The following is a 23,857-nucleotide window of genomic DNA, read 5'->3' on the forward strand; positions in this document are numbered from 1 at the left end:
GTCACCGTTTGCTTTTGATGATGGTGCCAAGGCCTTGCAGGTACGCCACCAGCGCGTCCATCTCGGTCTTGCCCCTGACCGCGTCGGCAGCGCCGGCGATGTCGGCATCGGTGTACGGCACGCCCAGGGTGCGCAGCACTTCGAGCTTTTTCGCGGTGTCCTTGCCATCGAGCTTGTGCTCGACCAGCCACGGGTAGGACGGCATCTTCGACTCGGGCACGACGTTGCGCGGGTTGTACAGGTGCGCGCGGTGCCAGTCATCCGAGTAACGCCCGCCGACCCTGGCCAGGTCCGGCCCAGTGCGCTTGGAGCCCCACAGGAACGGGTGGTCCCAGACACTTTCGCCGGCCACCGAGTAGTGCCCGTAGCGCTCGGTTTCGGCGCGGAATGGCCGGATCATCTGCGAATGGCAGCCGACGCAGCCTTCGCGGATATAGATATCGCGGCCTTCCAGCTCCAGCGCGGTGCGCGGCTTCATGCCTTCGACCGGCTTGTTGGTGACGTCCTGGAAAAACAGCGGGACGATCTGGGTCAGGCCACCGATGCTGACGGCAATGACCATGAAGAAGGCCAACAGGCCGATGTTCTTCTCGACTGCTTCATGCTTCATCAGTGCGCTCCCACAACGACGATCTTGGCGGCGGCTTCAGCTTCTGTGGCATCCGCTGCACGTACAGTGCGCAGCACGTTGTAGGCCATCAGCAACATCCCCGAGGCGAAGAACGCACCGCCCACTGCGCGGACGATATAGCCCGGGTGGCTGGCCTGCAGCGCCTCGACGAACGAATAGGTGAGGGTGCCGTCATCGTTGATCGCACGCCACATCAGGCCCTGGGTAATGCCGTTGACCCACATCGAGGCGATGTACAGCACGGTGCCGATAGTGGCCAGCCAGAAGTGCGCGTTGATCAGGCCGACGCTGTGCATCTGCGCCCGGCCGTAGAGCTTGGGAATCATGTGGTAGATGGCGCCGATCGAGATCATCGCCACCCAGCCGAGCGCGCCGGCGTGTACGTGGCCGATGGTCCAGTCGGTGTAGTGCGACAGCGAGTTGACCGTCTTGATCGCCATCATCGGCCCTTCGAAGGTCGACATGCCGTAGAACGCCAGCGACACCACGAGGAAGCGCAGGATCGGGTCGGTGCGCAGTTTGTGCCAGGCCCCGGACAGCGTCATCATGCCGTTGATCATGCCGCCCCAGCTCGGCGCCAGGAGGATGATCGACATGACCATGCCCAGCGACTGCGCCCAGTCGGGCAGGGCGGTGTAGTGCAAATGGTGCGGGCCGGCCCAGATGTACAGGGTGATCAGCGCCCAGAAGTGCACGATCGACAAGCGGTACGAGTAGATCGGCCGCTCGGCCTGCTTGGGCACGAAGTAATACATCATGCCGAGAAAGCCCGTGGTCAGGAAGAAGCCCACCGCGTTGTGGCCGTACCACCACTGGATCATCGCGTCGGTCGCACCGGCGTAGGCCGAGTACGACTTGAACAGGCTGACCGGCAGCGAGATGTGGTTGACGATGTGCAGCATCGCGGTGACGACGATGAAGGCGCCGTAGAACCAGTTGCCGACATAGATGTGCTTGGTCTTGCGCTTGACGATGGTGCCGAAGAACACCACGCCGTAGGTGACCCAGACAATCGCCAGCAGAATCGCGATTGGCCATTCAAGCTCGGCATATTCCTTGGTGGTCGTGTAACCCAATGGCAGGGTGATCAAGGCGCTGACGATGACCGCCTGCCAGCCCCAGAAGGTGAACGCCGCCAGGCTGTCGGAAATCAACCGCGTCTGGCAGGTGCGCTGGACCACGTAATACGAGGTGCCAAACAGCGCACAGCCACCGAAGGCGAAGATCACCAGGTTGGTGTGCAGCGGGCGCAGGCGGCCGAAGCTGGTCCAGGGCAGGTCGAGGTTCAGTTGCGGCCAGACCAGTTGCGAGGCGATGAACACCCCGAGCCCCATGCCAAGGATCCCCCAGACCACCGTCATGATGGCGAACTGGCGGACGACCTTATAGTTATAAGCAGTCGGACTGATTGCTGTGCTCATTCTAAGGTTCCACGGTTTGAATATTCTTGTTGGTTGAAAATCGGCGCCAGTATCGGTAACCCCTGGGGGTATGGCAACGCAAGGCTCCTCGCGCCGACCCGTGTCCAAACCCTGCATGCTGCCGTCCCGCAGCGCTTGGGTCTGGATGATTGTACACAAATAAATATTTGTTATGTGTACCGTTTCTCGACTTTTTCTGATCGATTGGTCAGGCTTTTTCGGGCCTGTCTGGGTAGGTCGGATACCCTTCCAAAGCCGTAGCTTGAACCGCCCAAAGTCTGCCCGGCGTCAGGCGCTATGGGACGTGCGAGTAGGGCGTTGCCGCCTTGGCATCAAGCTTAGTTGTGTTCGGAGGGGGTGCAAGCGAGGTGGGCGGTGGGGAGAAGCGGGGAAGCCGGGGCCGTGAAACGGCCCCGAGGGTGTCACTTGGCGGTCACGGTCTGCGCCGGTTGCGGTTGCGACAGGCTGTACACGTAGGCTGCCAGCAGGTGGACCTTGTCGTGGCCCTGAATGTCAGCCTGGGCTGGCATCTGGCCCTGGCGGCCGTAGCGAATGGTCTGCTGCAACTGGGCGAAGCTGGAACCATAGATGAACGCCTGTGGATGGGTCAGGTCAGGTGCGCCCATCACTGGCGTGCCTTTGCCTTCCGGTCCGTGGCAGGCGACGCAGTTGCTGGCGAAGATCTGCTGGCCTTTGGCTGGATCAGCCTTGACCCCTTCAGGCAGCTTGCGGCCGTCCATGTTGGTCAGCACGAACGCCGCCACATCCGCCACGCCCTGTTCACCGATTACCTCCGCCCAGCCCGGCATGACGCCGTGGCGGCCGTTCATGATCGAGGCCTTGATGGTTTCCGGGTCGCCGCCCCAGCGCCAGTCGCTGTCGGTCAGGTTGGGGAAGCCGTAGGCACCTTTGGCGTCCGAGCCGTGGCACACCGAGCAGTTCGAGGCGAACAGGCGACCGCCCATTTTCAGCGCTTGCGGGTCCTTGGCCACTTCTTCCACCGGCATGGCGGCAAACTTGGCGAAGATCGGCCCGAAGCGGGCGTCGGCCTTGTCCATCTCGCGCTGCCATTCATCGACCTGGGTCCAGCCATTCTCATAGCCCGGCAGGATGCCCTTCCAGTTGCCCAGGCCTGGGTACAGGATCAGGTAACCGACGCCGAAGGCGAGGGTGCCGACGAACAGCCAGAACCACCACTTGGGCAGCGGGTTGTCGTACTCCTCGATGCCATCGAAGCTGTGGCCCATGGTCTGGTCGGTGGTGTCCTTGCTCTGGCCCTTGCGGGTGCTGAGCAGCAGCCAGGTCAGGCCGATCAGGCTGCCGATGGTCAGTACGCTGATGTACGTACTCCAGAAGGTGGTCATTGCCCGTTACTCCTCATTGCAGGCTCCTGCCCGGCAGGGGGCAGGCGGTCATCGTCGAAGGGCAGCAGGCGCGCTTCGGCGAAATCACGGTCACGGCGACGGTTGAACACCCACAGGCTCAGGCCGATGAAGGCGATCATCACCACCAAGGTGCCGAGGCCGCGGATCATGCCGATGTCAATTGACAGTTCCATTGCTTACCTCTTGTTCTTGATCGCAGTGCCGAGCACCTGCAGGTAGGCGACCAGCGCGTCCATCTCGGTATGGCCCTTGACGGCGTCACGGGCACCGGCGATATCCGCGTCGGTGTAAGGCACGCCGAGGGTGCGCAGGGCGCGCATCTTGGTCTCGGTGTGGCTGTTGTCGACCTGGTCGGCGACCAGCCATGGGTAGGACGGCATCTTCGACTCGGGGACGACGTTGCGCGGGTTGTACAGATGCGCGCGGTGCCAGTCGTCCGAGTAGCGCCCGCCGACTCGGGCAAGGTCCGGCCCGGTGCGCTTGGAGCCCCACAGGAACGGGTGGTCCCAGACGCTCTCGCCGGCGACCGAGTAGTGCCCGTAGCGCTCGGTCTCGGCGCGGAACGGCCGGATCATCTGCGAGTGGCAACCGACGCAGCCTTCGCGGATATAGATATCGCGGCCTTCCAGCTGCAGCGCGGTGTACGGCTTCATGCCTTCGACCGGCTTGTTGGTGACGTCCTGGAAGAACAGCGGGACGATCTGGGTCAGGCCGCCGATACTGACGGCCAACACCATCAACACCGCCAGCAGGCCGACGTTTTTCTCGATGACTTCATGTTTCATCAGGCAACTCTCCTCAGGCCAACTGGGCGTTCGCAGGGGCGGCGGCTGCATCCGGTGCGCGCACCGTGCGCCAGGTGTTCCAGGCCATCAGGAACATGCCGCTGAGGAAGATCGCACCACCGACGAAGCGCACGATGAAGCCTGGGTGGCTGGCCACCAGGGTTTCGACGAACGAGTAGGTGAGGGTGCCGTCGGCGTTGACCGCGCGCCACATCAGGCCCTGGGCGATGCCGTTGACCCACATCGAGGCGATGTACAACACGGTGCCGATGGTCGCCAGCCAGAAGTGCGCATTGATCAAGCCAATGCTGTACATGCGCTCTTTGCCCCAGATTTTCGGGATGGTGTGGTACAGCGCACCGATGGAAATCATCGCTACCCAACCAAGCGCGCCGGCATGGACGTGGCCGATGGTCCAGTCGGTGTAGTGCGACAAGGCGTTGACGGTCTTGATCGCCATCATCGGCCCTTCGAAGGTCGACATGCCGTAGAACGCCAGCGACACCACGAGGAAGCGCAGAATCGGGTCGCTGCGCAGTTTGTGCCAGGCGCCCGACAGGGTCATCATGCCGTTGATCATGCCGCCCCAGCTTGGCGCGAGCAGAATCAGCGACATGACCATGCCCAGCGACTGCGCCCAGTCAGGCAGGGCGGTATAGTGCAGGTGGTGCGGGCCGGCCCAGATGTACAGGGTGATCAGTGCCCAGAAGTGCACGATCGACAGCCGATAGGAATACACCGGGCGTTCGGCCTGCTTGGGCACGTAGTAGTACATCATGCCGAGGAAGCCTGCGGTCAGGAAGAAGCCCACCGCGTTGTGGCCGTACCACCACTGCACCATGGCGTCGGTTGCGCCGGCATACACCGAGTAGGACTTGGTCAGGCTGACCGGGATTTCCAGGTTGTTGACGATGTGCAGCAGCGCCACGGTGAGGATGAACGCACCGAAGAACCAGTTACCCACATAGATGTGCTTGGTGGTGCGCTTGATCAGCGTACCGAAGAACACGATCGCGTAGGCCACCCAGACAATGGTGATCAGGATGTCGATCGGCCATTCCAGCTCGGCGTATTCCTTGGAGCTGGTGTAGCCCAGCGGCAGGCTGATCGCGGCGAGCACGATCACCAGTTGCCAGCCCCAGAACGAGAATGCCGCCAGGCGCGGCGCGAACAGGGTGGTCTGGCAGGTGCGCTGCACCGAGTAATACGAGGTGGCAAACAGCGCGCAGCCGCCGAAGGCGAAGATCACTGCGTTGGTGTGCAGCGGTCGCAGGCGGCCAAAGCTGGTCCACGGCAGGTCGAAGTTGAGGGCAGGCCAGGCGAGTTGGGCAGCGATGAAAACGCCGAGCCCCATCCCGACGATTCCCCACACCACCGTCATAATGGCGAATTGGCGGACCACCTTGTAGTTGTAGGCGGTTCTGGGTGTTGTGTTCATGTATGGGTTCCCATCCACGGTTATAGGCAGACTAAACAGCGAGGCAAGAATGAGAGATGGGCAAAATGCCGGTATTGACGGGGATCAATGGGCGCAAGTGGCAAATGTTTCAGGCTTGCGCTGCGATCTACCGCAAGCCGGTGGCGAGCAGGGCTATGTGGGGTGTTTGATCCTGGCCCACGGTGCTGGCGCACCGATGGACAGCGGGTTCATGAACGACATGGCGCAAAGGCTGACAGGGCAAGGGCTGGCGCTGCTGCGCTTCGAGTTCCCGTACATGGCCGAACGGCGCGCAACAGGCGGCAGGCGGCCACCTAACCCGCAGAAGGTTTTGCTTGAATGCTGGCGCGAGGTGTATCAACAGGTGCGACCATTGGTCACAGGGCCGCTGGCGATTGGCGGCAAGTCAATGGGCGGGCGCATGGCCAGTTTGCTGGCCGATGAACTGCAGGTGGATGCACTGGTGTGCCTGGGATATCCGTTCTACGCAGCGGGCAAGCCGGAAAAGCCGCGGGTCGCGCACTTGGCGGAACTGCAGACACCGACCTTGATTGTGCAGGGCGAGCGCGATGCCCTGGGCAACCGGGAAACGGTCGCGGGCTACCAGCTGTCGTCAGCCATCGAACTGTGCTGGATGGCGGCGGCGGATCATGACCTCAAGCCGCTGAAAGCGTCGGGCTTCACCCATGAGCAGCACCTGCAAACCACTGCAGAACGGGTTGCCCGCTTCATCCAGCGCTGAGCAGCAACTCAGCAGGCGCCGCGCCTGCTGAGCCAATGCGATTGCTGGATCAGTCGCGGTATTCGCACAGGTAAGCGGTTGCAACTGCGACCTTGAGCTGGAACTTGCTGTCGGCAGGCACGTTGAACTGGCTACCAGCGATGAATTCCTGCCAGTTGTCGCTGCCCGGCAGCTTGACGGTCAGGGCGCCGGAAACCACGTGCATGATTTCGCGCTTGGCGGTGCCGAACTCGTATTCGCCCGGGGCCATGACGCCGACGGTGGCCGGGCCTTCAGTGCCTTCGAAAGCGATCGACTTGACGGTGCCATCAAAGTACTCGTTGACCTTGAACATGGGGGCGACTCCTGTAAAGGGGGGATGAAAAAGGGGCTGGCCAGTATGCCCAAGCCCCAGCGTGTCGTCATCTGCTTTCAGGGGCTCTCGGCCGGCAGGCTCAGCGGCAGCAAACGCGCGGTGTTGCGCGCATCTTCGAGGGCGCGGTGCTGCTGGCCGCTGAACTGCAGGCCAGCCAGTTGCAGGGCGCCGTTGAGCCCGGCCGGGCGTTGCAGGTGGCGGGCCTTGGCGAAGCGCTGCTTGAGGTTGATGTGGGCGGTGTCCTGGAGCACGCTGCGCACTTTATAGTCGTGCCATTCCTGCAGCAGCTGGCGGCGGTCATAGTCGCCCCAGCTGACCCAGGCTTGCAGTTCGTCGGCATGCGTCCTCAGCCAGCCCTCGAACCCAGCCCAGGCCTCACGAAAACACGCGGCGGCGTCGACGTCCGCCTGGCTGATGTGGGTCAGCTTGCGGCAGAACGGAGTCAACTGCGGGCGTTTTTTCGGTTTGACGAAGCACTGGAACTGGTCGACCTCATGGCCTTGCCGCGTCACCAGGCTGGCGCCGATTTCAATGATTTCCATCTCTGTGAGCGGCCAGCCACCGTCGTCGGTGGTGGCCTCCAGGTCGATCACTAACCAATGGGCCATGGCAGGCTCCCTTGCAAGACTCGCTAGAGAGTAGCCAAACTCGGCCAAACAGGCACCCTATGGCACTTTGGCATATGTGCTGGTTGTGCCGCTTGCAGAAAACGCCTAGCTTAGGCGCATCAAGGTTTGGTGTGTCTGCAAGTGTCTGTGTTGATTCCACTGCCCAGGCTCAAGGCCTTCTCGTCGCTGTTGCTGGTTGCTCTGCTGGGGCACGTCGCGCCTGCCTGGGCCGAACCCGAGGCAGGCATCGAGGTGCGCATCGGTGCGGCGCATTTTCCGCCTTATTCCGAACGCCCGGAGCGGGGCGCCGACAGTGGCCTGCTGCCGCAACTGACACAGGCGCTCAACACGCTGCAAAAGGACTACTTCTTCGTTCTGGTGCCCACCTCGATTCCGCGGCGCTTTGCCGACCTGGAGCAAGGGCGCACCGACATGGCGATTTTCGAGAACCCTCAGTGGGGCTGGCAACAGGTCGCCCACCAGGCCGTCGACATGGGCCTGGAAGATGCCGAAATTTTTGTCGCGCGGCGCCAGCCGGGAAGGGACCAGAACTACTTCGCTGAGCTGCATGGCAAGCGTCTGGCTGTTTACCACGGCTATCATTACGCCTTCGCCGACTTCAACGCCGACCCGCAGCAGCTCAGTGCAAACTATCATGCTAGCTTGACCTACTCGCATGACAGCAACCTGTTAATGGTCCAGCGAGGGCGCGCCGACATTGCCCTGGTAACGCGCTCGTATTTCAATGATTTTCTTGCTCGCAACCCTGCCAGCCGCGAGCAGTTGATGGCCTCGGAACGGGTCGATCAGCTTTATCATCATTACGCACTGCTGCGCCCGAATGCACCGATCAGCCCGCAGGCATTTGCCGCGCTGTTGCAACAACTGCGCAGCAACGGTGAATTGACGCGGATTTTTCAGCCCTATCAGATCCAGACGACCAGCCCGCAGTAGCCCTCAAGCGTGCGGCTGGGCGCTTTTGCGGCAATGGATCAGGGCGTCGCGAATCATGAAGTTGACCAGCGTCGGCGAGACGCCAAGTTCCTTGGCGATGTCTTTCTGCGGGACGCCGTGCAGCCGGTACATCTCGAAGGCATAACGGGTGCGCTGGGGCAGTTCATTCAATGCATCGGCGATATGTTCAAGCGCAGCCAGGTTGATGTGGGTGTGCTCGGGCGATGCATTGACGATCACCACGTTCATGCCTTCCTCTTCGGTGCCCGAATACCTCAGCTCCATCGCCTGTTTGCGATAGTGATCGATGGCCAGGTTGCGCACGATCTGGAACAGATAGCTGAGTTGAGCTTTGATCGAGGAGGTGATCTGCGGTGCGGCGTTGAGCCGGAAGAAGGCGTCCTGAACAACATCCTCGGCACGCGAGCGGCAGCCAGTGATGCGCGCGGCGATTTTGAGGAGAATGCTGCGATTGTCGACGAACGCCTGGAGTAAGGGTGAATCGCACTTACTTGTGGATAGTTGTTCCGCCATGGAAATCACCTTAGCTCTTTTAGGAATAGGAGCGCTTTTGGATAGGGCGCTTCCTGCGACGAGCGACAAATTAGGCGGAATGATAATGGTTGTCAAATACGAAAGTTAATGAGTATCTATTCGTGTTTGATCTAAGCCTGCCCTCGCACAGTCATCACCCTCGGTGCCCGCACTGTTAATTATTTGCCCTGCCCATCCGTTCCCCTGTGTACCCAAGGCCGCCTACGCCGCCCGCATTCAGCGAGGCAACGGCCAGGCCCGACTTACCCAGACACTGGCAGGAACACCCATGACGGACGCCTTCGAACTCCCGCACTCGCTGGTCCAGGCCCTGGCGCAACGCGCCAAGCAGACCCCCGAGCGGATCGCCTTGCGCTTTCTGGCCGATGACCCGCGCGAGCAGGCAGTACTGACCTATCAGGCGCTGGATGCGCGGGCGCGGACCATCGCCGCAGCACTGCAGGCGCGGGCCGAGTTCGGTGATCGGGCAGTGCTGTTGTTCCCCAGCGGTGCCGATTACGTCGCGGCGTTCTTCGGCTGCCTGTATGCGGGTGTGATAGCCGTGCCGGCCTATCCGCCGGAGTCTGCAAAGCGCCATCATCAACAGCGCCTGTTGTCGATCATCGACGATGCCCAGCCGCGCTTGCTGCTGACCGTGGAAACACTACGCGACAGCCTGCAGGAACTTGACGCGCTCGCTGCTGACGGCGCGCCGCAGTTGCTGGCGGTCGACCAGCTCGACCCGGCGCTGGCGGCGCAGTGGCGCGAGCCGCAGTTGGCGGGCGATGACATCGCCTTCTTGCAGTACACCTCAGGCTCTACCGCATTGCCCAAGGGCGTGCAGGTCAGCCATGCCAACCTGGTCGCCAACGAGCAACTGATTCGCCAGGGCTTTGGCATCGACCTGAACCCCGACGACGTCATCGTCAGCTGGCTGCCGCTGTACCACGACATGGGCTTGATCGGCGGCTTGCTGCAGCCGATCTTCAGTGGCGTGCCGTGTGTGCTTATGTCGCCGGGGTACTTCCTGGCCCGGCCGCTGCGCTGGCTGCAGGCGATCAGCGAGTACGGCGGCACCATCAGCGGCGGGCCGGATTTTGCCTACCGCCTGTGCAGTGAACGGGTTAGCGAAGCGGCCTTGGCCGGGCTCGACCTTAGCCGCTGGCGGGTGGCGTATTCCGGTTCCGAGCCGATCCGCCAGGACAGCCTGGAAACCTTTGCCAGCAAGTTTCAGCCATGCGGCTTCGAGCGCAGCAGCTACTTCGCCAGTTACGGCCTGGCCGAAGCCACCTTGTTCGTCAGCGGCAGCCGTCGCGCTCATGGCATTGCTGCTCTGCAGGTCGATGCCCAGGCGCTGGCCGAGCACCGTATCGAAAGCGGCGAGGGCAGTGTGTTGATGAGCTGCGGCTATCCGCAACCCGAGCACGCCGTGTGCATCGTCGAACCACAGCAGCAACAGCTGCTGGCGGATAACCAGGTCGGGGAAATCTGGGCCGCCGGCCCGAGCATCGCCCGTGGCTATTGGCGCAACCCGCAAGCGACGGCACGCACCTTCGTCGAGATGAACGGCCAGACCTGGCTGCGCACGGGCGACCTGGGCTTTATCCGCGACGGCGAGATATTCGTCACCGGGCGCCTGAAAGACATGCTCATCGTACGTGGGCAAAACCTCTACCCGCAGGACCTGGAGCAGACCCTCGAGCGCGAAGTCGAAGGGCTGCGCAAGGGGCGGGTGGCGGTATTCGCCGTCGACGACAACGGCGAGGAGGGCATCGGTGTCGCTGTTGAAGTGAGCCGCAATGTGCAGAAGTCGACCGCTCCCGAGGCGCTGATCAAGACCCTCCGCCAGGTGATCGCCGATGCCTGTCGGCAGGCACCGGCGGCAGTGCTGCTGCTCAACCCCGGGGCGCTACCGAAGACTTCCAGCGGCAAGCTGCAACGCGCGGCCTGTCGCCAGCGCATGGATGACGGCAGCCTTGATTGCTACGCGCGCTTCCCGGCGATCAGCAGCGTTGCGTCGGCGGCTTCTGTGACAGAGCCCCTGCAAGCGCGCATCGCTGCCATCTGGCGTGACCTGCTCAAGGTCGAAGCGGTGGCGGCCGATGACCACTTCCTGCTGCTGGGTGGCAACTCGATTGCCGCCACGCAGGCGACCGCGCAACTGGCAGACGAGCTTGGCATCGAGCTGAGCCTGCGCACCCTGTTCGACGCCCCGGTGCTGGCTGACTACAGCGCAGCGGTAGCTGCACTGCTGGCTGACGGCGGCCAGCAGCGCACTCATATCGACGTGCGCGGCCGCGCTCAGCCACTGCCGCAGTCGCTGGCGCAAAACCGCCTGTGGCTGCTGTGGCAGCTGCAACCGCAGTCGGCAGCCTACAACATCCCGGCCGGCCTGCACCTGCGCGGCGAACTCGACGTTGCCGCGCTGCAGCACAGCCTGCAAGCGCTGGTCAGCCGGCATGAATCGTTGCGTACGGTGTTCAGCGAAGTCGACGGCCAGGCCCTGCAACGGGTGCTGCCTGAGCTGCAACTGGAGCTCGCTCAGCTTGACCTGCATGGGCTGGACCCCGCGCAGGTTGCGGCCCGCCGCGAAGCCGAGGCGCAGCAGCCGTTCGATCTGGGCAATGGGCCGCTGCTGCGCGCTACTCTGGCGCGGCTGGATGATGAGCAGCACCAGCTGTGGCTGACGCTGCACCACATCGTCGCTGACGGCTGGTCGCTGAACATTCTGCTGGATGAGTTCGCTCGCCTGTACGCGGCCCGCTGTCAGGGCCAGCACGTCAGCCTGCCAGCGCTACCGTTGGGCTACGCCGATTACGGCATCTGGCAGCGCCAGTGGCTGGCCGAGGGCGCGGCTGCAGCACAACTCGAATACTGGCAAGCGCAATTGGGTGATGATCTGCCGGTGCTCGATCTGGCCACCGATCAGCCGCGTTCGAGCCAGCGCACACTGCGCGCCGAGCGCCTCAGCGTAAAAGTCCCGGCCCAGCTCACCACCGCGCTCAAGCAGCTTGCCGAGCAGCAACAGGCCAGCCTGTTCATGATCCTGCTGGCTGCCTGGCAGGGCTTGCTGCACCGCTACAGCGGGCAGCACGACATCCGCGTTGGCGTGCCCAATGCCAACCGCCCACGCCTGGAAACTCAGGGCATGGTTGGCTTCTTCATCAATACCCAGGTGCTGCGTGCGCAGCTCGATGGCCGCCAGCCGTTCAGCCAGTTGCTGGCCCAGGTGCGTCAGGCCACGATCGAGGCGCAGGCGCATCAGGACCTGCCGTTCGAGCAACTGCTTGAAGCACTGCCGCAGGCGCGTGAGCAGGGCCTGTTCCAGGTCATGTTCAACCATCAGCAACGCGACCTGTCAGCGCTGCGCCGCCTGCCTGGTTTGCTCGCCGAAGAGTTGCCATGGCACAGCCGTGAAGCCAAGTTCGACCTGCAACTGCACAGCGAAGAAGACCAGCAGGGCCGCCTCAGCCTGGCCTTCGACTATGCCGCTGAGCTGTTCGACGCGGCCACCGTGCGGCGCCTGTCGCAGCACCTGCTGGCCTTGCTCGAACAGGTCAGCGCGCAACCGCAGCTGGCGCTGGGCGATGTGCAGTTGCTTGATGCCGCCTCGCGCACGCAACTGCTGCAATGGGGCCAGTGCGCAGCGCCGGCGCCGCAGCGCTTGCTGGTCGAGCAGCTCAACGAGCAGGCGCGCCTGACCCCGCAACAGCCGGCTCTGCTCTGGGACGGCGGCAGCCTCGATTACGCCAGCCTGCACCAGCAGGCCAACCGCCTGGCGCATTACCTGCGCGACAAAGGTGTCGGCCCCGATACCTGTGTCGCGATTGCCCTGCAGCGCTCGCCACAGTTGCTGGTCGGCTTGCTGGCGATCCTCAAGGCCGGTGGCGCCTATGTGCCGCTGGACGTCGATTACCCTGCCGAGCGGCTGGCGTTCATGCTCGCCGACTGTGGCGCGAGCCTGTTGCTCAGCCACAGCGACTGCCTGGCACAGCTGCCGCAGCGTGCCGAGGTCAGCGTGATCGCCCTTGACCAGTTGCACCTGGACAGCTGGCCAAGCCATGCGCCGGGGCTGCATCTGGAAGGCGACAACCTCGCCTACGTAATCTACACCTCAGGCTCCACCGGCCAGCCCAAAGGCGTCGGCAATACCCATGGGGCATTGGCCGAGCGCCTGCAGTGGATGCAGACCAGCTATGCGCTGGAGGCCAGCGATGTGCTGCTGCAAAAGGCACCGATCAGTTTTGACGTGTCGGTGTGGGAGTGCTTCTGGCCGCTGCTCACCGGTTGCCCATTGGTCCTCGCCGGCCCCGGCGAGCACCGTGATCCGCAGCGCATCGCCGAGCTGGTGCAGCAGTTTGGCGTGACCACGCTGCACTTCGTCCCGCCGTTGCTGCAGGTGTTTGTCGAGGAGCCGCTGGCTGCGAGCTGCACGAGCCTGCGCCGGCTGTTCTCCGGTGGCGAGGCGTTGTCGGCCAGCCTGCGTGATCGGGTTCTGCAGGTACTGCCGCAGGTGCACCTACACAACCGCTATGGCCCGACCGAAACCGCAATCAACGTAACCCATTGGCATTGCCAGCCAAGCGATGGCGAGCGTTCACCGATTGGCAGGCCGCTGGCCAACGTGCTCTGCCAGGTGCTCGATGACGAGCTCGAGCTGAGTCCGCCAGGTGTGCCGGGCGAGCTGTGCCTGGGTGGCGTCGGCCTGGCTCGGGGTTACCTGGGCCGACCAGGGCTGACCGCCGAGCGCTTCGTGCCGCAGGCCGATGGCAACGGCGCGCGCCTGTACCGCAGCGGCGACCGCGTCCGTTGGTTGCCCGAGCATGCGGCGCTGGAATATCTGGGCCGGTTCGATCAGCAGGTCAAGGTCCGTGGCTTCCGGGTTGAACCCGAAGAAGTGCAGGCCTGCCTGCTGGCTCAGCTGGGCGTCTCTCAGGCGGTGGTGCTGATTCATCAGGACGCGGTTGGTGCGCAGTTGCTCGGCTATTACACCGGTAACGAGCAGAGCGAGGCGCTGCTGGCCGCACTGAGCGAGCGCCTGCCGGCCTATATGGTCCCGGCGCAATTGATCCACCTTGCTCAGATGCCCATCGGCCCGAGCGGCAAGGTCGAGCGCAAGGCGCTGCCGGCGCCGGTCTGGCAACAACGCCAGCACGTCGAGCCGCACACTGCGCTGCAACAGCAGGTCGCGGCAATCTGGCGCGAAGTGCTCGGCGTGCCGCAGGTGGGCTTGCAGGATGACTTCTTCGCCCTCGGTGGCCACTCGCTGCTGGCCACCCAGATCGTCTCGCGCACACGCCAGGCGTTGGACGTCGAACTGCCGTTGAAGACCTTGTTCGATGCCAGCCAGCTGGGCGCATTCTGTGTCGAGATTGCCGGGCTGCGCGAGCGCGGCGAGCATAACCAGCAAGGCGCTATTGCGCGGGTCGACCGGCGCCAGGCGGTGCCGCTGTCGTATTCGCAGCAGCGCATGTGGTTCCTCTGGCAGATGGAGCCGGACAGCCCGGCCTACAACGTCGGCGGCATGGCGCGCCTGCGCGGCACCTTGCACGTGGATGCCTTCGAGCGCGCCCTGCATGCGTTGATTGCCCGTCACGAAACCCTGCGCACCACCTTCCCGAGCATCGACGGCGTGCCATACCAGTGCGTCGCCGAGCACAGCCCATTGCAGGTGCAGTGGCATGACTTCAGCGCGGTGGCTGCCGAGCAGCGCCAACAGCGCCTGCAAGCGCTGGCCGATCAACAGGCGCACCAGCCGTTCGATCTGGAGCGCGGTGCGCTGCTGCGCGCCTGCCTGGTCAAGGCCGCCGAGCGCGAGCACTACTTTGTCCTGACCTTGCACCATATCGTCACCGAAGGCTGGGCGATGGACATCTTTGCCCGCGAACTGGGTGAGCTGTACGAAGCCTTTGTCGATGATCGCGAGTCGCCGCTGGCGCCGTTACCAGTGCAGTACCTGGACTACAGCGTGTGGCAGCGGCAATGGCTGGAAGGCGGCGAAGGCCAGCGCCAGCTGGCCTACTGGCAGGCCCGGCTGGGCGATGAACAGCCGCTGCTGGAACTGCCCAGCGACCGCCCACGGCCGCCGGTGCAGAGCCATCAGGGCGGGCTGTACCGCTTCGACCTCGACCCGGCACTGGCGGCGCGGGTGCATGCGTTCAATGGCGAGCGCGGCCTGACCCTGTTCATGACCATGACCGCCACTCTGGCGGCCTTGCTGCACCGCTACAGCGGCCAGCGCGACCTGCGTATCGGTGCGCCGGTGGCCAACCGGATTCGCCCGGAAAGCGAAGGCCTTATTGGCGCCTTCCTCAACACCCAAGTACTGCGCTGCGAGCTGGACGGGCAGATGCGTGCAGGCGACCTGCTCGAGCAACTGCGTGAGACCATCGTGGCCGGCCAGTCGCACCAGGACCTGCCGTTCGAGCAACTGGTCGAAGCCTTGCAACCGGCGCGCAGCAGTGCCTACAACCCGCTGTTCCAGGTGATGTGCAACGTGCAGCGCTGGGCCTTCCAGCAAAGCCGCGAGCTGGCCGGGATGCAGGTCGACTACCTGCTCAACGACGCCAGTGCGACCAAGTTCGACCTGTACCTGGAAGTTACCGACCTGGACGGCCGCCTCGGCTGCTGCCTGACCTACAGCCGCGACCTGTTCGATGAACCGCGCATCGCCCGTATGGCCGAGCACTGGCAACAGCTGCTGGCTGGGCTGATCGCCGACCCGCAGCAGCGTCTGTGCGAGCTGCCGATGCTGGCCGCGGCCGAGCAACAGGCGCTACTTGACCAATTGCAGGGCGAGCCTGCTGGCGAGCTGCAACACACCCTGCACGGTCTGTTCAGCGTGCAAGCCCAGCGCAGCCCGGATTCGCTGGCGCTGACCTTTGCCGGTGAACACCTCAGCTATGCCGCCCTCGACCAGCAGGCCAATCGCCTGGCGCGGGTGCTGCGCGAGCGTGGCGTCGGCCCGCAAGTGCGGGTTGGCCTGGCACTTGAGCGCTCGCTGGAAATGGTCGTTGGCCTGTTGGCAATCCTCAAGGCCGGCGGTGCCTATGTGCCGCTCGACCCGGAATACCCGCTGCAACGCCTGCAATACATGATCGAAGACAGCCGCATCGGCCTGCTGCTCGGCCAGCGCGATTTGTTCGAACGGCTCGGCGAGTTGCCGGCCACTGTCGGCCGTTGGTGCCTTGAGGATGATGCCCCAGCCTTGGCTGATTACAGCGATGCAGCGCTGACCAACCTCAGCCTGGCGCAGCATCAGGCCTACCTGATCTACACCTCCGGCTCGACCGGCCAGCCCAAGGGCGTGGTGGTCAGCCACGGCGAAATCGCCATGCATTGCCAGGCCGTGATCAGCGCGTTCGGCATGCGCAGCGACGACTGCGAGCTGCACTTCTATTCGATCAACTTCGATGCTGCCAGTGAGCGCCTGCTGGCGCCGCTGTTGTGCGGTGCGCGGGTGGTCTTGCGCGGGCAAGGGCAGTGGGGCGCCGAGGAAATCTGCCAGCTGGTGCGCGAGCAGCAGGTGAACATTCTTGGCTTTACCCCAAGCTACGGCAGCCAGCTGGCTCAGTACCTGGCCAGCAGCGCCGAGCAATTGCCAGTGCGTCTGGTAATCACCGGCGGTGAAGCGCTGACCGGCGAGCACCTGCAGCGGATCCGCCAGGCGTTTGTTCCGCAGCAGCTGTTCAACGCCTATGGGCCGACCGAAACCGTAGTCATGCCGCTCGCGTGTCTGGCGCCGCCGACCCTGCCGGCCGACGCTGGCAGCGTGCCGATCGGCCAAGTGATCGGCGCTCGTAGCGCGTACGTGCTGGATGACGATCTGGCGCTGTTGCCCCAGGGCGGCATCGGCGAACTGTACATCGGCGGCGCCGGCCTGGCCCAGGGTTATCACGACCGCCCCGGTTTGACTGCCGAGCGTTTTGTCGCCGACCCATTCAGCGGCGACGGCGGCCGCCTGTACCGCACCGGCGACCGCGTGCGCCTGCGTGCTGATGGCTTGGTCGAATACGTTGGCCGTGCCGACCAGCAAGTGAAGATCCGTGGCTTCCGGATTGAACTGGGTGAAATCGAAAGCCGCCTGCAAGCCTACGCCGACATCGACGAGGCAGTGGTGCTGGCGCTGGACTTGCCCGGCGGCAAGCAGCTGGTCGGCTATCTGGTCTGCGCTCAGGCCAACGCCGACGCGGCTACCCAGGCCGATCTGCGCGAAGCGCTGAAGGCTCATGCCCGCCGGCACCTGCCGGACTATATGGTCCCCGCACACCTGGTGCTGCTCGCCCAGCTGCCGCTGATGGGCAACGGCAAGCTCGACCGCCGCGCCTTGCCAGCGCCGGATCTGGAGCTGGTGCAGCTGCATTATCAAGCCCCGGCGAATGCGCTCGAGGAGCAACTGGCGCAGGTCTGGCGGGAGGTGCTCAACGTCACCCGAGTTGGCGTGCAGGACAACTTCTTCGAGCTGGGCGGCGATTCGATTCTGTCGATCCAGGTGGTCAGCCGGGCCCGCCAGCTGGGCCTGCAGTTCACCCCGCGCGACCTGTTCCAGCACCAGACCATCCAGGCACTCGCCGCGGTGGTCAGGCACAGCGATGCGCCGAGCGTGATCGAGCAGGGCGCGCGGGTCGGCAGCAGCGCGTTGACGCCGATCCAGCAGTGGTTCTTCGACAGTGAAGTGGTCGAGCCGCAGCATTGGAACCAGGCCGTGCTGTTGCAGGTCTGTGAGCCATTGCTGGCGGCGAGCCTGGAACAGGCGCTGGCCGCGTTGCTGGTCCAGCACGACAGCTTGCGGCTGCGCTTCAGTCAGGTGAACGGTCGCTGGCACGGCGAGTATCAACAGCCGACCAGCGAGCAACTGCTGTGGACGGCAACGGTCGCCGATCTGGACGACTGCCAGGCGCTGTATACCGATGTGCAACGCAGCCTCGACCTGCAGCAAGGGCCGCTGCTGCGCGCCTTGCTGGTCAGTGATGGACAAGGCCAGCAGCGTTTGCTGGTCGTTATCCACCACCTGGTGGTCGATGGCGTGTCCTGGCGGGTGCTGCTCGAGGACTTGCAGGCGCTGTACCGCGGCGCCAATCTCGCGGCCAAGACCCACGCCATCGGCGACTGGGCAGCGCGCCTGGCTACCTATGCCGGCAGCGACTCGCTGCGCGATGAGCTTGGCTGGTGGCAGACGCAACTGGCTGGCGTGCGCCGTGAGCTGCCCTGTGATCATCCTCAGGGCGGCAACCTCAACCGACATGCACAGACCCTGAGCATCAACCTTGAGGTCGAACAAACCCGCGAGCTGCTGCAGCAGGCGCCGGCGGCCTATCACACCCAGGTCAACGACCTGCTGCTGACCGCCCTGGCGCGCACCCTGTGCCGCTGGAGCGGCGACCGCGAAGTGCTGGTGCAACTGGAAGGCCACGGCCGCGAAGGCTTGTTCGAAGACCTCGACCTGACCCGCAGCGTCGGCTGGTTTACCAATGCCTATCCACTGGCCTTGGCCATCGAGCCAGGCGACCACGATCAGGCCCAGGCAAGCTCGATCAAACGCATCAAGGAACAACTGCGCCAGGTGCCGCACAAGGGCATCGGTTACGGCGTACTGCGTTACCTCGCTGACGCCGCCAGCCGCGAAAGCATGGCAGCGCTGCCGCAGGCGCGGATCACCTTCAACTACCTCGGCCAGTTCGACCAGCAGTTCGATGCGCATGCGCTGTTCCAGCCGCTGGATGCGCCGGCGGGACTGGCCCACGACCTCGACGCGGCGCTGCCCAACTGGCTCAGCGTCGATGGCCAGGTTTACGGCGGTGCCCTGCAACTGCGCTGGACCTTCAGCAGCGAGCGCTACGAGCACGCCACCATCGCCGCGCTGGCCGAAGACTATCGCCGCGAACTGCTGGCGCTGGTTGCCCATTGCCTGGCCGATGGCAACGGCAGCTTCACCCCGTCGGACTTCCCCCTCGCTCACCTGAGCCAGGAGCAGATCGACAGCCTGCCCGTACCCGCTGCGCAAATCGACGACGTCTACCCGATGACGCCGATGCAGGAGGGCATGCTCCTGCATACCCTGCTCGAGCCGGGCACCGGCATCTACTACATGCAGGACCGCTACCGCATCAACAGCGCGCTCGAGCCGCAGCGCTTTGCCCAGGCCTGGCAGGCGGTAGTCGCCCGTCACGAAGCCCTGCGTGCCTCGTTCAGCTGGAGCGCCGGCGAAGCGATGCTGCAGATCATCCATAAGCCGGGCCACACCGCGGTCGACTATCAGGACTGGCGCGAGCTGGATGAAGAGGCCCAGGAGCAACGCCTGCAAGCGCTGCACAAGCAGGAACGCGAAGCGGGCTTCGAATTGCTCAGCCAGGCGCCGTTTCACCTGCGCCTGGTGCGCGTGGCCGACGAGCGTTACTGGTTCATGATGAGCAATCACCACATCCTGATCGATGCCTGGTGCCGCTCGTTGCTGATGAACGACTTCTTCGAGATCTATCAGGCGCTCGGTGAGGGCCGCCAGGCGCAACTGCCAGTGCCGCCGCGCTATCGCGATTACATCGGCTGGCTGCAACGGCAGGACCTCGATGAAGCGCGCCAGTGGTGGCAAGCCAACCTGGCCGGATTCGAGCGCGCCACGGCGCTGCCCAGCGACCGACCGCTGCGCCACGATCATGCCGGCGACGGCATGATCGTCGGCGACTGCTATACCCGGTTGCAGGTCGAGCAGGGCGCACGCCTGCGTGAGTTGGCCCAGGCCCACCAGTTGACCATCAATACCTTCGCCCAGGCGGCCTGGGCACTGGTGCTGGCGCGCTTCAGCGGCGAGCGCGACGTGGTCTTCGGCGTTACCGTGGCTGGGCGGCCGGTGAGCATGCCGCAGATGCAGCGCACGGTTGGCCTGTTCATCAACAGCGTGGCCCTGCGTGTGCAATTGCCGGCGCCGGGGCAGCGGCAAAGTGTGCGGCAGTGGCTGCAGGGCCTGCTCGAGCGCAACATGGAGCTGCGTGAATACGAGTACCTGCCGCTGGTGGCGATCCAGGAGCGCAGCGAGCTGCCCAAGGGCCAGGCGCTGTTCGACAGCCTGTTCGTGTTCGAGAACGCGCCAGTGGAAACGGCCGTGCTCGACCACGCCCAGCACCTCAACGCCAGCTCTGACTCGGGCCGGACCCACACCAACTTTCCGCTGACCGCGGTGTGCTACCCCGGTGATGACCTAGGCCTGCACCTGTCGTTTGACCAGCGCTATTTCGATCACGCCACGGTCGAGCGCTTGCTGGCCGAATTCAAGCGCCTGCTGCTGGCGCTGGTCGAGGGCTTTGACGGCGAGGTCAGCGCGCTGGCGTTGCTCGGCGCTGAAGAACAACGCTTCCTGCTCGAAGACTGCAACCGCAGCGAGCATGCCTACAGCCTTGAACAGAGCTATGTCGAGCTGTTTGAAGCGCGCGTCGCCGCGCATCCGCAGCGGGTCGTGGCGCGCTGCCTGGAGGCCAGTTTTGACTACGCCGGGCTCAACCTGGCCGCCAACCGCATGGGCCACGCGCTGCTCGCAGCGGGCGTCGCCATCGATCAACCCGTAGCCCTGCTGGCCGAGCGTGGCTTGCCGCTGCTGGGCATGATCGTCGGCAGCTTCAAGGCCGGCGCGGGCTATCTGCCGCTCGACCCCGGGCTGCCAGCGGCGCGCCTGCAACGCATCGTCGAGCTGAGCCGCACGCCGCTGCTGGTGTGCACCGCCGCCCACGCCGAACAGGCGCGGCAACTGCTGGATGAGCTGGCCGGTGCCGTACGGCCAACCTTGCTGGTGTGGGAAGAAATTCAGCATAGCGCCGTGGCTAGCCATAACCCAGGCGTCTACAGCGGCCCGGACAACCTCGCCTATGTGATCTACACCTCCGGCTCCACCGGTTTGCCCAAGGGGGTGATGGTCGAGCAGCGTGGCATGCTCAACAACCAGTTGAGCAAGGTGCCGTACCTGGGGCTGGACGAGCACGACGTGATCGCCCAGACCGCGTCGCAAAGTTTTGATATTTCGGTCTGGCAGTTTCTCGCCGCGCCGTTGTTCGGGGCCCGCGTGGAGATCGTGCCGAACGCCATCGCGCATGACCCGCAAGGCTTGCTCAGCCATGTGCAGGCGAGCGGGATCAGCGTGCTGGAAAGCGTGCCGTCGCTGATTCAGGGCATGCTCGCCAACCCCGAGCAGCACCTGGACCGGCTGCGCTGGATGCTGCCGACCGGCGAGGCGATGCCGCCCGAGCTGGCCGCGCAATGGCTGCAACGCTACCCGGCAATTGGCCTGGTCAACGCTTATGGCCCGGCCGAGTGCTCGGATGACGTGGCGTTCTTCCGTGTCGATGCAGCGTCGACCGAAGGCAGCTACCTGCCGATCGGTACGCCGACCGACAACAACCGGCTGTACCTGCTGGGTGAAGAACAGACCCTGGTGCCGCTGGGTGCAGTGGGCGAGTTGTGCGTGGCCGGCACCGGGGTGGGCCGTGGCTATGTCGGCGACCCGGTGCGCACGGCCCTCGCGTTCATACCGCATCCATACGGCGCGCCGGGAGAGCGCTTGTACCGCACGGGCGATCTGGCCCGGCGCCGGGTAGACGGCGTGCTCGAATACGTCGGTCGCATCGACCACCAAGTGAAGATCCGCGGTTATCGGATCGAGCTGGGCGAGATCGAAGCGCGCCTGCATGAGCAAGGCGAGATCCGCGACGCCGCCGTCGGCGTGCAGGAGGGCGTCAACGGCAAGCACCTGGTCGGCTATCTGGTGGCGCATCACGGCGTGACGGCTGATGCAACCTTGCTTGAACAGGTCAAACAGCGCCTGCGCAGCGACCTGCCGGAGTACATGGTGCCGTTGCACTGGGGCTGGTTCGACAGCCTGCCGCACAACGCCAACGGCAAGCTCGATCGCAAAGCGCTGCCAGCCATCGATATCGGTGCTCAGCACAGCCAGGACTACCTGGCGCCGCGCAGCGAGCTGGAAGCGACACTGGCTGTGGTCTGGGCCGATGTGCTCGGCAGCGAGCGGGTAGGCGTGCGCGACAACTTCTTCGAGCTTGGCGGCCACTCGCTGCTGGCCACTCAGATCGCCTCGCGGGTGCAGAAGCAGCTGCAGCTGAACGTGCCGCTGCGGGCAATGTTCGAGTGCAGCACGGTCGAGGAGCTGGCGCTGTATGTCGAAGGGCTGCAGGGCAGTGTGCTGGATGACGACAAGGTCGACCGCCTGAGCGACCTGATGGCCGAGCTGGAAGGCTTCTGACAGCTGCGGTGGGCGGGCGCTGGTCGCCCGCTCGCCGGCGCCTGGCCGAGCGTTAAATTCAACCTGTGGTTATCCGTTCTAGCTTGGACACCACCTGCAGCACCATCGCATTTGATCAGAGGCGCAATGACCATTTCTCGACGCGGCTTCATCGCTGGCCTGGCGCTGGCGGGGGCCACTGGCACGGCGGCTTACTACGCGCACAGGGAGCTGACCCACGACCCGGCCGACGACATCGTTACCCCCGGCGAAGCGACGGTGGAGCCTGCCGATTTCACCGGTCAGGTGCTCGCCGAGCAGATGCGCGGGGTTTGGGACCTGCGCTTCGAGGGCGTTGATGGCGGCCTCGAGGGCTTGCCACTCACGGGCGTGCAGGCGTTTATCGACGTCGCCACCAAGGGCCGTGGCCTGCGTGGTTTTGTCGATACCGGCGAGCAGTTGCGCGCTGACGGCGTGGCCGCCTACCGCATTCTCGGAGACCTGGTCGGGGCCAATTCGCGGCAGGTGCGCTGGCGTTTGATCAGCCTGCGCGGCGGCCCCGGCTACGAGTGCATCGCCACCCTGGATGAGGTCTGGGGCGAGTTCGCCAATGCCGGCAACGCCAGCCTCAGTGGCCGCTTGCAACGGGTCGACCGCTCGCTGACCCTGCCGGTGCCGGACAGCCGCTTCGTTGCGATCAAACGCAGTTTCCCCGAAGCACGTGAGCGCCTGAGGTACAACGCGGCGATGCAGGCCTGGGTGATCAGCCCCGAACATCGCTTGTTCCATCAGCTCTGGCACGCCACCCGCGACCAGTGGCACAAGCTCCCCGAAGACAAGCGCAACGCCCTGCGTGGGCTCGGTTGGCAGCCCGGCCCACGTGAGCAGGAGCGCGATGCCCGCGGCCCGCGCAAGCACCGCAATGGCTCGGGTATCGACTTTCTGTTCATGCACCGGCACATGCTCGCGGCAGCGCGGCAGTTGCAGGACTTGCCCGCCTGGCAGCAGTTTCCGCTGCCGCAGCCCAACGTCGAGTTCGACCGTCAAGGCTTTGCCCGCTACCACGAGAACCACGACGGCTGCTGTGTGCCGCCCAGCTGGCAGGCGCCGGGCGACGAGCCGTATGGCCAGTGGGTTGCAGCGATCAAGGCCAGCGAAACGTTCTGCAGTAACTTCCAGGTGTGGGAGTCGCAGTATCAGGACCCGCAGTACCTGGCCAGGCTCAGCCTGGGCGAGCTTGGTTCGGAAATGGAAATGACCCTGCACGACTGGCTGCACATGTGCTGGGCCTCGGTCCCGCGCGACCCAAGCAACGGCGCTCCGGTGCCGTTTGCCCGCGATCCGAGCGACTTTGCTCCGCGCTGGTTCGGTGCCGACAACGATTTTCTTGGCGATCCGTTTTCATCCCACGTCAACCCAGTGTTCTGGGGCTTTCACGGCTGGATCGACGAGCGCATCGAGGACTGGTATCAGGCCCATGAGCGGCTGCACCCGGGCCAGGTGCGCCGGCTTGAGGTGAGCGGGGTGAAGTGGTTTGCGCCTGGACGCTTCGTCGAGGTCGGCGATCCGTGGCTGGGGCCGGACACCCACGGTTGCAGCAGCACGCCCGGCCTGCGCCTGGGCAAGTCGGTGGAGATGGACGTAGAGACCATGAAGCTGGCTCTGCGCATCACTTTTGGTGAAGACGACACGCTCGCCGGGTTGGTGCGCAAGGTGCCGCAGCGGCCTTGGTATGCGCGGCACTTGTCGCTGAAGAATATCGTCTGAAGCCGGCCTGGGGCC

At 64.5% G+C, this 23,857-nt stretch carries 13 protein-coding genes; 4 read left to right on the plus strand and 9 right to left on the minus strand.

What is annotated here, in order from left to right; genetic code table 11:
• Position 1: 1 nt before the first annotated feature.
• The 6 genes from ccoO (K3F44_RS03255) to ccoN (K3F44_RS03280) all read right to left on the minus strand — a co-directional run bounded on the left by ccoO (K3F44_RS03255) (position 2) and on the right by ccoN (K3F44_RS03280) (position 5,660).
• Positions 2-610, minus strand: coding sequence for a cytochrome-c oxidase, cbb3-type subunit II (gene ccoO / locus K3F44_RS03255; protein WP_101318069.1), 609 nt, complete (start codon positions 608-610; stop codon positions 2-4).
• Complete coding sequence (gene ccoN / locus K3F44_RS03260; protein WP_103436733.1) at positions 610-2,052, minus strand: cytochrome-c oxidase, cbb3-type subunit I; 1,443 nt, start codon at positions 2,050-2,052, stop codon at positions 610-612. The genes ccoO (K3F44_RS03255) and ccoN (K3F44_RS03260) overlap by 1 nt, the downstream gene beginning before the upstream one ends.
• Positions 2,053-2,474: 422 nt before the next feature.
• Positions 2,475-3,416: a cytochrome-c oxidase, cbb3-type subunit III gene (gene ccoP, locus K3F44_RS03265; RefSeq protein WP_101318073.1), complete on the minus strand. Its 942-nt coding sequence runs from the start codon at positions 3,414-3,416 to the stop codon at positions 2,475-2,477.
• Positions 3,413-3,604 (minus strand): cbb3-type cytochrome c oxidase subunit 3, encoded by a 192-nt coding sequence (locus K3F44_RS03270; protein ID WP_101322973.1) that lies wholly within the window; start codon positions 3,602-3,604, stop codon positions 3,413-3,415. Before K3F44_RS03270 ends, ccoP begins: the two co-directional genes overlap by 4 nt.
• 9 nt (positions 3,605-3,613) lie before the next feature.
• A complete protein-coding gene (gene ccoO / locus K3F44_RS03275) occupies positions 3,614-4,222 on the minus strand; it encodes a cytochrome-c oxidase, cbb3-type subunit II (RefSeq protein WP_101318075.1) in 609 nt (202 codons plus the stop codon).
• Between the two features lie 13 nt (positions 4,223-4,235).
• On the minus strand, positions 4,236-5,660 hold the full coding sequence (gene ccoN, locus K3F44_RS03280; protein WP_101318077.1) for a cytochrome-c oxidase, cbb3-type subunit I: 1,425 nt from the start codon (positions 5,658-5,660) through the stop codon (positions 4,236-4,238).
• 49 nt (positions 5,661-5,709) lie between these two features.
• Between ccoN (K3F44_RS03280) and K3F44_RS03285 the strand changes: the two genes are divergently transcribed.
• Positions 5,710-6,402 (plus strand): alpha/beta family hydrolase, encoded by a 693-nt coding sequence (locus tag K3F44_RS03285; RefSeq protein ID WP_259407024.1) that lies wholly within the window; start codon positions 5,710-5,712, stop codon positions 6,400-6,402.
• A gap of 49 nt (positions 6,403-6,451) precedes the next feature.
• Here the strand turns inward: K3F44_RS03285 and K3F44_RS03290 are convergent, their stop codons facing one another.
• Complete coding sequence (locus tag K3F44_RS03290; protein ID WP_101318081.1) at positions 6,452-6,736, minus strand: pyrimidine/purine nucleoside phosphorylase; 285 nt, start codon at positions 6,734-6,736, stop codon at positions 6,452-6,454.
• Positions 6,737-6,813: 77 nt separating this feature from the next.
• The gene (locus K3F44_RS03295; RefSeq protein WP_220633330.1) at positions 6,814-7,365 is read right to left on the minus strand and encodes an exonuclease domain-containing protein; all 552 of its coding nucleotides are present in this window, start codon (positions 7,363-7,365) and stop codon (positions 6,814-6,816) included.
• Positions 7,366-7,515: 150 nt separating this feature from the next.
• On the opposite strand from K3F44_RS03295, the gene K3F44_RS03300 reads away from it, so the two are divergent.
• The gene (locus K3F44_RS03300; protein WP_220634132.1) at positions 7,516-8,319 is read left to right on the plus strand and encodes an ABC transporter substrate-binding protein; all 804 of its coding nucleotides are present in this window, start codon (positions 7,516-7,518) and stop codon (positions 8,317-8,319) included.
• Positions 8,320-8,322: 3 nt separating this feature from the next.
• Here K3F44_RS03300 and K3F44_RS03305 read toward each other — a convergent pair whose 3' ends face one another.
• Positions 8,323-8,853, minus strand: a complete 531-nt coding sequence (locus K3F44_RS03305; protein ID WP_150569709.1) for an RNA polymerase factor sigma-70 — start codon at positions 8,851-8,853, stop codon at positions 8,323-8,325.
• A 289-nt stretch (positions 8,854-9,142) separates the two neighbouring features.
• Between K3F44_RS03305 and K3F44_RS03310 the strand changes: the two genes are divergently transcribed.
• Complete coding sequence (locus K3F44_RS03310) at positions 9,143-22,096, plus strand: non-ribosomal peptide synthetase (protein WP_220633331.1); 12,954 nt, start codon at positions 9,143-9,145, stop codon at positions 22,094-22,096.
• Between the two features lie 126 nt (positions 22,097-22,222).
• Positions 22,223-23,842: a PvdJ/PvdD/PvdP-like protein gene (locus K3F44_RS03315; protein WP_220633332.1), complete on the plus strand. Its 1,620-nt coding sequence runs from the start codon at positions 22,223-22,225 to the stop codon at positions 23,840-23,842.
• The last annotated feature ends 15 nt before the right edge of the window (positions 23,843-23,857 follow it).

It is taken from the genome of Pseudomonas sp. S07E 245 (assembly GCF_019599025.1).
GTDB lineage: Bacteria > Pseudomonadota > Gammaproteobacteria > Pseudomonadales > Pseudomonadaceae > Aquipseudomonas > Aquipseudomonas shirazensis.